Here is a 12,266-nt window from a genome sequence, read left to right on the forward strand (position 1 = left end):
GCGGTAACACCGAATGAAATTCAAGTGCAAAGAGTTTATTTAAGCAATAATAATTAATCACAGAAAATTATCGTATGAGAATAGCATTGAGCATTTCTTATCAAGGTAGTGCTTACCATGGTTGGCAATCGCAAGCAGGATTGGCCTGCATACAAACTTGCTTAGAGCGGGCGATTAGCCAAGTTGCGGATCATCCGATAATCTTAACTTGTGCAGGTCGCACCGATAAGGGTGTACATGCCTTAGATCAAGTGGTGCATTTTGATACCGGCGTACAGCGGTCCCAACGGGCTTGGTTGTTAGGGTCTAATAGCTATTTACCGGCGGATATTCGCGTCAACTGGGTGCAAGCAGTGGAGAGTACTTTTCATGCTCGATTTTCCGCTGTAGCACGTCGTTATCGCTATATTATTTATAATCGACGTTTAAGTAATGCCTTATGGAACGCTTATACCAGCCATTTTTATTATCCTTTAAATGAAAGCGATATGCAGTCTGCTGCGCAGTATCTCCTGGGTGAGCATGATTTTAGTTCATTTCGTGCGGCAAGTTGCCAAGCGAACAATGCACGACGCGAGGTACAACATATTCAAGTCAAGCGCGAAGGATGCTATGTGACTATTGATATTCAGGCGAATGCTTTTTTACATCATATGGTGCGCAATATCAGCGCGGTCTTAATGACGATAGGTGCGGGTAAAAAACCCATCGCATGGGCTAAAGAAGTTTTATTGGCGCAAGATCGTAAAGTAGCTGATGTGACCGCTTCACCGAATGGTCTATATTTATACCAAGTAGTTTATCCAGAAAACTTTATGTTACCTCAATCAGAAAATGATTTTTTATTTTTTATTTAATAAATAGGTTGAGATATTAACGAGATCCTTCACAGATTAGAAAAAGATGCATGTTAATTTTAATTGAGAATATGTTAATATTATTTAATAAGAAGGTTTAAAAAATTGTAGGATGCTTTCAACATGCCAAACAAAAATATTCCTAAAGTTTTGCATTTCATCTGGATTGGGAAGGGTGCGACAGACTATCTGTATACATTAAAAAAATGGCGGGAATTACATCCACATCCTGAGTACATTATAAACTTTTGGATAGCGCCAAAAGATCTCACTCAAGCAGAAAAAAGAAGCTTAATAAAAATTAATTTAGAAAAAAAATTTAATCTAAAATTTAGGAATATTGAAAAAGAAACCGATTTAAAAAATTATCCACTTATTATGAGTGAGATAGATAAGGGCAATCCATGGAGCGCCAGTGATATATTACGTTTAGCCATTTTGGTTAAAGAACCTGGTTTTTACTTCGATCTGGATATCACGCCAAAAAAGACTCTACCAGATCGTGTAAGCTGTAAAAAAGGGGTTTTATTTAATATCTTTATAGAAAATAGAAGAATCCTATTTCACTTTGATATTATAGCGGCAGCGACTGAAAATCAGCCTGTTTTGGAATATATCAGTCGTTTATTGCTAAAAACTTTGAATTTTATAAAAGAAGAGGAAACTCAAATAAAAATAGATCTGGCTTATCATTTCCAAGAAAAATCAGCGGTTGATTATCTATTTGCGAGTAATTGTACAGGCCAGAGCGCTGCGATGGCACTCTTTCATTATTATAGTTTACCTAAAAATATTACTGTTGTAGACGATCTGACATTTCCCTATATACATTTATTCGAAGAGCTCCCTATACAGAAATTGGTGAAATATTTTCGATGGAGTGAAAAATATAAAGGCCTTAAAGAGAAAGTAGCTAATTTTAATAAAAAGTATTTTGAAATCTATGATCAAGTATCTCAAGGGAAAGAAATTGAACCGACTAGCCTAATTACTCGATTAAATAAATTTTGTGCTGCTTCAGGTTTATTTTTTTCATCTGTTTTGAGCAACAATGATGTTTATGCATCAGCTAAACTTGAAAATGATAACCAAAAACAGCAAGCAGCCGCATTAAAGCAAGGTATGAATGATGGTTTTTCTATCCAATTTGGGGGAAATAATTTTTTTATCCTGCCTAAATTAAACTCAGAAGAAGTAAGCATTAAGTTGAAAAATTTTTTAACTCAGTCTAACTAGCTCGGTGAGTTTGACAGATTTTAAACAAAAGTTTTTTTATATTCTTTATGAATAAGCCGCGATCTATTTATTTTTTATGTCAAGCATAGAATAAAATACTTGGTTTTACCGAAGCTCTATTGCATAATCCCTTTCAATTTTACTTCCATCATGAAAGTGAGGTTATCTGTGTAATGAATGGGAATGTCCTTGAACTCAAAGGAGTCACTAAACGTTTCGATGGCGAAGACGTATTAGAAGATATTAACTTCGAGGTAAGGCATGGTGAATTTTTGACCTTACTTGGACCTAGTGGTTGTGGCAAGACGACGTTATTGCGTTTAATTTCAGGTTTTGAGCAACCCGATAGTGGCGTCATTTGCATTAACGGTGTTGATGTCAAAGGCTTGTCACCACAAGCACGCCATGTGAATACCGTTTTTCAAAGCTATGCTTTATTCCCGCATCTGAATGTCTTTGACAATATTGCTTTTGGTTTACGTTGTAAAGGGGGCTTGTCGAAAGCAGAGATTACACAGCAGGTTAATGATGCATTAAATATGGTGAAGTTGGTGCATTTAAGTGAGCGTAAACCTTATCAATTAAGCGGTGGCCAGCAACAACGGGTGGCGATTGCCAGAGCCGTGGTGAATAAACCCAGCATCCTGTTATTGGATGAACCATTAAGTTCTTTAGATTATCGCTTACGTAAAACCATGCAGCTTGAATTAAAGCAGTTGCAAACCAAATTGGGTATTACGTTTATTTTTGTGACACATGATCAGGAAGAAGCTTTATCGATGTCAGATCGGGTTGTGGTGATGCATGAAGGACGTATTGAGCAAATCGGTACTCCGCGCGAAGTGTACGAAGAACCGCATAGCTTACGGGTTGCGCGTTTCATAGGCGAAGTAAATATTTTCGAAACACAAATTATTTCTTCTGATGAACATGTGTTTCACGCGATGATTGAGGGTAAAGAGTTTACATTAAAAAATCGGCGGCATTTTTCTAAGAATCAAAAGGTCTATACCTTAGTCAGGCCCGAAGATCTTGAAGTTTGGTCTCCAGTCGAGGTGACAGATACTTCGCAGATGTTTCCTGGAGTGGTTGAGCAAGTTATTTACAAAGGTTCTACTGTCGATCTGATGGTGCGTTTGGAAAGTCAAAATTTGTTGGCTGCTACGCAATTTTTCAATGAGGATGATGAAAAATTAGATTTCCATAGCGGGGAGTCTGTTTGGGTACATTGGATTCCAGGATGGGAGGTTATTTTGCCCGATGAAAGTTGATCGCCTCTTTAAAGGAAGCACCATCAGTATCGTTTGGCTGTGGCTATCTGTATTTGCTTTATTACCGACGCTATTGGTACTGATAATAAGTTTGCTGCAAAATGATCCGGCCAATCTTATCCGTTGGAAATTTTCACTAGAAAATTACCGAGCCTTATTAAATCCTATTTATTTTAAAGTATTTTGGCATTCTTTTTGTGTGGCCGGACTGTGTAGTTTAATTTGTTTAGTACTGAGTTATCCTTTTGCTTATTTATTGGCGCGACTCGATTCTAAATATAAGAGTTTATTATTATTTTTAGTGATTATCCCTTTCTGGACCAGTTCATTGATCCGTACTTATGCGATCATCTCTATACTGAAAGCGAAAGGCTTGTTAAATACACTATTATTATCACTCGGTATTATTCACCACCCGTTAACCATTTTGTATACCAGTACCGCAGTCATTATTGGTTTAGTCTATAGTTTACTTCCTTTCATGATTTTACCTTTATACGCCAATATTGAGAAATTAGAGACGCAATTTATTGATGCAGCGCGCGATTTAGGTGCGAATAGCTTAACTATTTTAATACGCGTTATTTTACCGTTAACACTGCCGGGTATTATGGGCGGAATCATTTTGGTCTTCTTGCCAGCGATGAGTATGTTTTATATTCCGGATATTTTGGGTGGTGCCAAATCCCTGTTGGTTGGGAATCTCATTCAAAATGAATTTTTAGCGGCACATAACTGGCCTTTGGGTTCAGCGGTGAGTATGGTACTGACTCTAGCAATGGGAATATTGTTGTTACTGTATCGACGTGTCAATAAAATAGGACAATATCACGATGAACCGATTGGCGAGATTTAGCTATTTGGCAGTGATCTACTGCTTTTTTTACTTTCCAATTATTTTATTAATTATTTATTCGTTTAATAATTCAACGTACTCATTGCTTTGGCATGGCTTTACTTTAGATTGGTATAAACAATTAGGTGATGATAGCAATTTGGCCATTGTCGCCTTGCATTCACTCGAAGTGGGTGTATTAGCGGCCAGTTTTGCGACGTTAATAGGGACTATTGCAGCGACTTGTCTGTATCGTTATCGGTTTTTTGGTAAACATTTACTCCATGGTTTATTGTTTGTATTGATAGTCTCGCCTGATATTGTCATGGGAATTTCATTACTTATCTTATTTTTTTTACTGAATATGCGTTTAGGTTTTTGGTCATTATTATTATCACATATTACTTTTTGTATTCCTTTTGTGGCGGTCACGGTTTATAGTCGATTGACTGGTTTGGATAAAAATATTTTTGAAGCAGCGCGTGATTTAGGCGCAAATGACTTTATGAGTTTTCGTCGCATTATTATTCCTATGTTATGGCCCGCTATTTTAGCGGGCTGGCTATTAAGTTTTACTTTGTCACTCGATGATGTAATCATTAGCTTTTTTGTTACCGGCCCTGATTTTCAAATTTTGCCGTTGTATATTTACTCATTGGTTCGCATCGGATTAAAGCCGGAATTGAATGCGCTCTGTTCGGTGATGTTTGCTATTACGCTATTTATCGTCGTTGCCTTCCAATGGGTATTACCTAAAAAGGTTAAAAAATAATCATGCGTTTAGTTTGTTTTTTTATCCTATTATGGGTTATTTTCACTCGATCAGCGTATGCAGAACAAAATATTGTTAATATTTACAATTGGTCGAGCTATATTTCCAATGATGCATTAAAAGAGTTCACACAAGAAACTGGGATTAAAGTTAATTATGCGACTTATGATAGTAATGAGACCTTATATGCGAAACTGAAAGCCAATCCGCATACGGGCTATGATGTGATTGTACCATCCACTTATTTTATCGATCGTATGCGCCAACAAGGCATGTTGCAAGCACTGGATAAATCTCGTTTACCGAATTTCAAAAATCTTAATCCTGCGTTACTTAACAAATCTTATGATCCAGGTAATCATTATAGTATTCCGTATTTTTGGTCCACAACCGGTATTGTTGTTAATAGTAAGAGCCATCCCGCTCAGCAATTACAAGCTTGGATAGATTTTTGGAACCCACGCTATCGTAACCAATTACTCTTATTAGATGACGTCCATGAAGTCTTCTCCATGGCATTGATGGTATTAGGTTATTCACCGAATGACACCAATCCTGAACATATCCGCTTGGCCTACCTTAAATTAAAGGAGTTAATGCCAAATGTACGTTTGTTTAATAATGATGGGGTAAAATCACTTTTCATTGATGAAGATTTAAGTGTCGGTATGGCTTGGAATGGTGATATCTATCAAGCCGCACAAGAAAATCCCGCATTACGGTTTATTTATCCTAAAGAAGGTTTTGTGATCTCTATCGATAGCATGGCCATACCGATAGGGGCATCACATGTGAATAATGCCTACACTTTTATCAATTTTATACTCAGACCGGATATTGCCAAAAAAATAAGTTTAGCGACGGGCTTTGCGACACCTAATCTTACTGCCTATAAACTGATGCCAAAAGCCATTTTGAATAATTCCATGATCTATCCCGATAAAAAAACGTTACAACGCAGTGTCGTTCAAGTTGATGTAGGAGCTGCTGAAAGTATTTACCAACATTATTGGGAATTATTGAAAATTGGTGGTTAATTTAGGCACGATGTGAAGGAGCGCTATCGCTTGCGCTGAAGGTACGAATGATCACGTTGAAGTAGAATGGGTATATACTAATCAGAGTTGAGCAAAAAAAGTTTTAATTGAGTGGGTGAGAGGTTAAACAGGAAAATTATGAGTTGGTTAAAAAAAGTCATTAAAGGAATTCGGACCGTGGTTAGAAATACCACGGGAGTTCCTGAAAATAGTTGGACTAAATGTGAGTCCTGTGGAGCAGTACTCTATCGCGCGGAATTTGAACGTAATCTAATGGTTTGTCCAACTTGTAACCACCATCATCGGATTAAAGCGCGTAAACGTTTAGCACAGCTTTTGGATCCTGAAACCGGTCAAGAAATAGGCAGTCAAATAGAAGCGGTGGATAGGCTTAAATTTAAAGATCAATTTAAATATAAAGATCGGCTACATTCAGCCATAAAAAAAACCGGTGAAAAAGAAGCGTTGATAGTTATGCAAGGAAAATTAGAGGGTAGGGCAGTAGTGTGCGCAGCGTTTGAGTTCAATTTTATGGGTGGGTCGATGGGCGCTGCGGTAGGAGAGCGTTTTGTACAAGGTGTGTTAAAGGCCATTGAGGAAGATATTCCTTTTATTTGTGTTTCAGCAAGTGGCGGAGCCCGGATGCAAGAAGGTTTATTCTCATTAATGCAAATGGCAAAAACAAGTGCTGTCTTGGGTGAACTTAAACAAAAAGGACTCCCTTTTATTTCTGTATTAACCGATCCGACTATGGGTGGTGTATCAGCAAGTTTTGCTAATCTTGGCGATATTATTATTGCAGAGCCTAAAGCTTTAATTGGTTTTGCCGGTCCACGTGTCATTGAACAAACTGTACGCCAAGTTTTACCCGAAGGATTTCAACGCAGTGAATTTTTATTAGCACATGGTGCTATCGATATGATCGTCGATAGGAGGGAATTAAAGGGAAAAATGGTTTCGCTTTTAAATAAACTGATGGCAGCGAATCAAGGACGTTATTCACTAACAGCCATTGTCAATGACGATATCTAATGAATTAAACTTAAATTCACGATCATTATCCGATTGGTTAGCTTATATTGAGACCTTGTACCCTAACCGCATTGAATTAGGTCTTAAGCGTATTACACAAGTCGCACAGCGATTGCAAGTAGTCAACTTTAATTGTCCAGTGGTGATGGTTGCTGGAACAAATGGAAAAGGCTCTACTGTTGCCTTGACGGCCGCTATTTTAAGTGCCGCGGGTTATCGGGTGGGCACGTATACTTCACCCCATCTTATTCGTTATCAAGAACGTATTCAAATATCAGGCCACTGCATTAGTGAGCAAGATTTGTGTCGTGCCTTTATGCAGATTGAAAAAAATCGCGCAGATATTTCATTGACTTATTTTGAATTTGGGACTTTAGCTGCTTTATGGTATTTCAAACAAGCGGCATTAGATACGATTATTTTAGAAATAGGTTTAGGGGGTCGTTTGGATGCTGTCAATTGTGTGGATGCTGATTTATCCATTATCAGTATGATAGATATCGATCATACTGATTGGTTGGGAGATACGCGTGAAAAAATTGGCTTAGAAAAAGCCGCTATTATGCGTCCCAATCGATCGTGCGTTTGTGGAGATTTTTCACCGCCGGAATCGATACTTCATACTGCAAAAACTTTAGCTTGTCCCTTGTATCGGCAAGGGATAGAGTTTGATTATAAAATGCAGGGGCAATCCTGGTCATGGAATAGTGAACAACTTTCACTGCAAGATTTACCTTTACCCAATATTGATTTACAGAATGCAGCGACCGTGTTACAGGCTGTCGAATTACTTGGTGATCATTTCATCATTACTCCGCTTGCCATACAAGAAGGCTTAAAGCAGGTTTTTGTACCCGGTCGATTTCACCTCATCGAAAAAAATGCACGGCAGATTATTATCGATGTCGCACATAATCCCGCTGGCGGAGAATGTTTATCAAAACGCTTAGCGAATACTCCCTGTTTAGGGAGTACTTATGCGTTAGCAGGTATGTTGACTGATAAAGATATTCTTAATACTTTACGTCCTTTGAAACATCATGTTGATCATTGGTATCTCTGTGATTTAGCGGAACAACGAAGTGCTAAAGCAGCACAATTAAAACAATCGCTCCTGGACCTTGAAGTGAGTCAAACCATTTTAGAGTTTTCTTCGCCGGAACTCGCTTTTCAACGCGCTTTCAGTCAGTTGAAAAAAAATGACCGGCTGTTGGTTTTTGGTTCTTTTCACACCGCTGCGGCTATATATCGATATTTAGAGGGTTAAATGATTAAACTTCTTTCTGAGAGGTAAAATGATAAACCCAAAGAATCCAAAGAATCCAAAGAAAAGCGTATTAAATAATTACTTTAAAATCAGTGAACGTGCGAGCAGTTTCCGACAAGAAGTGCTAGCTGGCCTTACCACCTTTTTAGCGATGTTATATTCGGTTATTGTGATCCCTAATATGCTGAAACTAGCGGGATTTCCATCTATACCAACCTTTGTTACCACGTGCTTAGTCGCCAGTTTTGGCTCTCTATTAATGGGATTATGGGCTAATTTACCCATGGCGATAGGCTGTGCCGTTTCACTCACCGCTTTTACCACATTTGGTATTGTATTAACCCAGCATATCAGTATTTCAGTTGCTCTAGGGGCAGTATTTTGGGTCGGTGTATTATTTACGATTATATCGGTTACTGGAATTCGTTCTTGGGTTTTGCGTAATTTACCATTGGGTGTAGCTTGTGGTATCGGTATTGGTATCGGTTTATTTCTATTATTGATTGCTGCATCCAGCGTAGGCTTAGTGATTAAAAATCCTATGCAAGGCTTACCGATGCGCTTAGGTGTTTTTAATTCTTTTCCAGTACTAATGACATTATTAGGTTTAGCGATGATCTTTGGTTTGGAAAGAAGAGGTGTTCCTGGTGGTGTGTTATGGGTCATTGTGTTTATTTCACTCCTCGGTTTACTGTTTGATCCAAAGGTTAAATATCAGGGATTATTCGCCTTCCCACATCTATTCAATCCACAGACTCACTCGCTATTTTTGCATTTGGATATTATCGGAGCGTTGCAGCCGATGGTCTTACCGAGTGTCTTGGCGTTGGTGTTAACGGCAATATTCGATGCCACTGGAACGATTCATGCCGTGGCCACTCAAGCCAATTTATTGAAAAAAAATCAACCGATGAAGAATGAATCGAAAGCCTTAATTGCTGATTCTGTCAGCAGTATTTTTGCGGGTTTAATCGGTGCATCACCTGCTGCAGTGTATATTGAATCAGCCGCGGGTGCTGCAGTAGGAGGAAAAACCGGTTTAACCGCAACGGTAGTAGGATTATTATTTCTGCTAATATTATTTATTTCACCACTTTCTTATTTAGTTCCTGCGTATGCGACTGCACCTGCGTTGATGTATGTTGGCTTGTTGATGTTAAGTAATGTGGCCAAATTAAATTTTGCTGACTTTATCGATGCGTTATCAGGGTTATTATGTGCGGTCTTTATTGTATTAACCTGCAATATTGTTACGGGTATTATGTTAGGATTTAGTTCTTTAGTGATAGGACGGATCTGTGCTGGAGAATGGCGACAATTAACTCCAGGAACTGTGGCGATAGCACTCATTCTTGTTTTATTTTATGCCAGTGGGTGGGCTATTTAATTTATTATATTTATATATAATAATCTTTTAAGATTAAAATGTTCTTTAGTATTTCATCTTAAGTCTTGGAGCATAAACCTGTAAAATCTACTATTGTAAAAAAGCACGCATTATTAATGCGTGCTTAGCTTAAATAGTTGGTTTAGTTTTTTCTTCTGATTCTTAAATAATCAAAAAAAGTATCTGGGTCAATCGCTTTGTCCGTCCACACAGAAGGTAAATGTAGATCAATAACTAAACTTTTATCTACTTTGACTGGCAATAATTGGTTTAGTTCGCATTGCTTGGCGATAGGTTCTAAGCTTAATGCCGTTCTGTAAGCAGCTTTTAAACGTGTTTTCATTATTATTGCTTTATTGGAATTTAAACCCGCGTCAGTACTTTCTTTGATTTTTGCATAATTGTTTCCTATTGTCTGCCATGTTCGAGCTAAATATCCAATTTGTGGAGTTATTTTTCCGTTATAATTTGCCATTGAAGTCAAATTATTTTTAATAGCTGTGACTAAAGCACATTGCGTGTTCAAATGAGCCAGTTCAGAGTTTGTTGAACGATATTTGGCCTGATATTCATCACGTTGTTTGATAAGTTCGGGTAATGATCCTACCGCAGCCGTACTTATCGCTACTGCACCACCAATGATCGTTGCAGTGGTGCCTGCTGAAATAACACTTAATATAGCTGCCAATATTGAAGTTAAAACACTTAACACGATAGCCGCCGAAGCAATACCAATACCCACATTACAGCGTTGTATAATGCTCAGATATTCATCTAATAATCTACGCAATTGAGCCCGTTTACCATCCGTATCATTGAATATCGCTTCGATGATTTCATAGGAAGTTAAAAAATTACTCAAATCCTTATTTAAAAGAGTGTTATAGTCAGCTAATACGTTGGATACTTTAATCGAACTTTCATTATTTTTTTCTGCATCTATCGAAAATTCTTGAATAAGCGCGTTTAAATTATCTTTTCCATTGTCCGAAGTTAATGCTTCATCAACAATCGTTTCAATTTCATTCTCATTTAAGATACCCACAAAATTAAGAAAAGACTTTAAATCGGTGTAAGAAATAGCAATTTCCGGATTAATTTCGGTTCGCCATCGTCTAGCATTTTCGCGTGCGGTCTTTTGATCCGCTGAAATATCTGGAACGCCTTCACCCGCTAAACTGATATTTTGTTGTGCTTCTAAAGAATTCGTATAGTTTTGCATGTCACTATTCAAACCTAGAACATTAGAGATTTGTTCTTTGGTTTCTTCTTCATTAATAATAGGATCATTTTCGGCTAATAAATATAAATTCTCCTTGGAAAGATGATCAATTTGTTTATACATATCTTTTTTTTCTGCTGAACTTAATTTTTTATTCATAATATTTCCTTGTTTAAAAATTACGTTTTTATTAGAAACGAACTCCTTAAGGTAGTCAATAATTTAGCTATATTATGTATTTTTCATAAAATTAATTTTTTTAATTTATTTTAAAAAATACATAATATGTATTTTTATGTTTTTTTTAATGCTTAAAATTAAAAAGTGGTGAATACTGTGTAAAGGCGCTGAGCTTCTATTGATAACAACAATTTATTTCAAGAATTTATAAAATTAATTTAATTAATTAGGTGCTTAGAAGCGAATTTAACACTGTTTTAAACAAGGAAGTAAAATGAATAACACGATTAATTGTTTATGTAATAAAAAAAATTTCAACTATGAATTAACCGATAAAATTATGGTTAGTACTCATGCTAAAACGAATGTAACCGATTTGTTGAATAGTTTGATTGAACGAGTAAAAAACATATCGATTGTTTTAGAAAATGATTTAAATACGCTATTAAATCTGTCAGAAACGCTACCGGAGTCAAAAGACTCTTTTTTACAGACTTTAAATAATACAAAATTCGTGATGCAGCATTTCCTCAGTATGAGTTCTGATGACCAAAAGCTCATTGAAAACGAACGTAAACGCTTAGAGGAATTATTAGCGCATGTTAATAGCACGAATCTCGCAGAAATGAAACAGTCTATCCACAACGCGATGAATTCGGATCAATGGCAAAACTACAGACAGTATTTATTTTGTAATCCCCCATATGGTATTTGGGCTTATGTTTTAAAAATAGTTGTGACTGAAAATAGTTATAAATTTTGTGATTATTTATTAACTGCTAATCAAACCATAGAAAATAATATTTTAAAAATTTATGATCTACTTAATGATTTAAGTAATAATAAATTTATAATCAAATTAAGAATTGAACAAATTAAGAAAAATTGGTTGGTTATAATAGAAAATGTTGATTTAGCTAAGCAACAACCCAATTTTTTTGAAGATTGTTATGGTTTGAAATTAGAAAATAATAAATTAAAATCTTTGTTAAATATTAAAAAAAATACTTTATTTTCATTGATTAATGATGAATTATTTTAAATCTAACTCTAGCTCACTCGTTGACTCGAGTGAAACAGGCCTAATCATCGATGATGATTAGGCCGATACGAAGTTAATTCAACTGCTATAAACAGGTTAAGAGGGTAGGTTTAAAATCTTAAGGTTGA

11 protein-coding genes are annotated in these 12,266 nt (G+C 36.5%); 10 read left to right on the top strand and 1 reads right to left on the bottom strand.

Going from position 1 to position 12,266, the window contains the following annotated elements; translation table 11 throughout:
* Positions 1–74: 74 nt before the first annotated feature.
* The 9 genes from truA to A1D18_RS02440 all read left to right on the top strand — a co-directional run bounded on the left by truA (position 75) and on the right by A1D18_RS02440 (position 9,694).
* Positions 75–857 carry a tRNA pseudouridine(38-40) synthase TruA gene (truA, locus tag A1D18_RS02400; protein ID WP_071662231.1) on the top strand — a complete coding sequence of 261 codons (783 nt, stop codon included), beginning with the start codon at positions 75–77 and terminating at the stop codon, positions 855–857.
* A 123-nt stretch (positions 858–980) separates the two neighbouring features.
* Complete coding sequence (locus A1D18_RS02405) at positions 981–2,093, top strand: glycosyltransferase (RefSeq protein WP_071662232.1); 1,113 nt, start codon at positions 981–983, stop codon at positions 2,091–2,093.
* Between the two features lie 173 nt (positions 2,094–2,266).
* The gene (gene potA, locus A1D18_RS02410) at positions 2,267–3,364 is read left to right on the top strand and encodes a spermidine/putrescine ABC transporter ATP-binding protein PotA (RefSeq protein ID WP_071662233.1); all 1,098 of its coding nucleotides are present in this window, start codon (positions 2,267–2,269) and stop codon (positions 3,362–3,364) included.
* The gene (potB, locus tag A1D18_RS02415; protein ID WP_071662234.1) at positions 3,354–4,220 is read left to right on the top strand and encodes a spermidine/putrescine ABC transporter permease PotB; all 867 of its coding nucleotides are present in this window, start codon (positions 3,354–3,356) and stop codon (positions 4,218–4,220) included. The genes potA and potB overlap by 11 nt, the downstream gene beginning before the upstream one ends.
* Entirely contained in the window at positions 4,198–4,971 is a 774-nt protein-coding gene (gene potC, locus A1D18_RS02420; protein ID WP_071662235.1) for a spermidine/putrescine ABC transporter permease PotC, read from the top strand. Before potB ends, potC begins: the two co-directional genes overlap by 23 nt.
* A gap of 2 nt (positions 4,972–4,973) precedes the next feature.
* A complete protein-coding gene (locus A1D18_RS02425; protein ID WP_071662236.1) occupies positions 4,974–6,008 on the top strand; it encodes an ABC transporter substrate-binding protein in 1,035 nt (344 codons plus the stop codon).
* A 138-nt stretch (positions 6,009–6,146) separates the two neighbouring features.
* Entirely contained in the window at positions 6,147–7,040 is an 894-nt protein-coding gene (accD, locus tag A1D18_RS02430; RefSeq protein WP_071662237.1) for an acetyl-CoA carboxylase, carboxyltransferase subunit beta, read from the top strand.
* Positions 7,027–8,307: a bifunctional tetrahydrofolate synthase/dihydrofolate synthase gene (gene folC, locus A1D18_RS02435; protein ID WP_071662238.1), complete on the top strand. Its 1,281-nt coding sequence runs from the start codon at positions 7,027–7,029 to the stop codon at positions 8,305–8,307. Before accD ends, folC begins: the two co-directional genes overlap by 14 nt.
* Before the next feature lie 28 nt (positions 8,308–8,335).
* Positions 8,336–9,694 carry an NCS2 family permease gene (locus tag A1D18_RS02440; protein ID WP_071662239.1) on the top strand — a complete coding sequence of 453 codons (1,359 nt, stop codon included), beginning with the start codon at positions 8,336–8,338 and terminating at the stop codon, positions 9,692–9,694.
* 142 nt (positions 9,695–9,836) lie between these two features.
* Here the strand turns inward: A1D18_RS02440 and A1D18_RS02445 are convergent, their stop codons facing one another.
* Positions 9,837–11,075: an HBL/NHE enterotoxin family protein gene (locus A1D18_RS02445; RefSeq protein WP_071662240.1), complete on the bottom strand. Its 1,239-nt coding sequence runs from the start codon at positions 11,073–11,075 to the stop codon at positions 9,837–9,839.
* Between the two features lie 295 nt (positions 11,076–11,370).
* On the opposite strand from A1D18_RS02445, the gene A1D18_RS02450 reads away from it, so the two are divergent.
* On the top strand, positions 11,371–12,138 hold the full coding sequence (locus A1D18_RS02450) for a hypothetical protein (protein ID WP_071662241.1): 768 nt from the start codon (positions 11,371–11,373) through the stop codon (positions 12,136–12,138).
* Positions 12,139–12,266 lie beyond the last annotated feature (128 nt).

Origin of the sequence: Candidatus Rickettsiella isopodorum (genome assembly GCF_001881495.1) — a bacterium.
In the GTDB taxonomy this organism is placed as follows: Bacteria; Pseudomonadota; Gammaproteobacteria; order Diplorickettsiales; family Diplorickettsiaceae; genus Aquirickettsiella; species Aquirickettsiella isopodorum.

Bases quoted from the DNA above. Each gene is read 5' to 3' on its own strand.
- truA (WP_071662231.1), top strand. From the start codon at position 75: ATGAGAATAGCATTGAGCATTTCTTATCAAGGTAGTGCTTACCATGGT.
- A1D18_RS02405 (WP_071662232.1), top strand. From the start codon at position 981: ATGCCAAACAAAAATATTCCTAAAGTTTTGCATTTCATCTGGATTGGG.
- potA (WP_071662233.1), top strand. From the start codon at position 2,267: ATGAATGGGAATGTCCTTGAACTCAAAGGAGTCACTAAACGTTTCGAT.
- potB (WP_071662234.1), top strand. From the start codon at position 3,354: ATGAAAGTTGATCGCCTCTTTAAAGGAAGCACCATCAGTATCGTTTGG.
- potC (WP_071662235.1), top strand. From the start codon at position 4,198: ATGAACCGATTGGCGAGATTTAGCTATTTGGCAGTGATCTACTGCTTT.
- A1D18_RS02425 (WP_071662236.1), top strand. From the start codon at position 4,974: ATGCGTTTAGTTTGTTTTTTTATCCTATTATGGGTTATTTTCACTCGA.
- accD (WP_071662237.1), top strand. From the start codon at position 6,147: ATGAGTTGGTTAAAAAAAGTCATTAAAGGAATTCGGACCGTGGTTAGA.
- folC (WP_071662238.1), top strand. From the start codon at position 7,027: ATGACGATATCTAATGAATTAAACTTAAATTCACGATCATTATCCGAT.
- A1D18_RS02440 (WP_071662239.1), top strand. From the start codon at position 8,336: ATGATAAACCCAAAGAATCCAAAGAATCCAAAGAAAAGCGTATTAAAT.
- A1D18_RS02445 (WP_071662240.1), bottom strand. From the start codon at position 11,075: ATGAATAAAAAATTAAGTTCAGCAGAAAAAAAAGATATGTATAAACAA.
- A1D18_RS02450 (WP_071662241.1), top strand. From the start codon at position 11,371: ATGAATAACACGATTAATTGTTTATGTAATAAAAAAAATTTCAACTAT.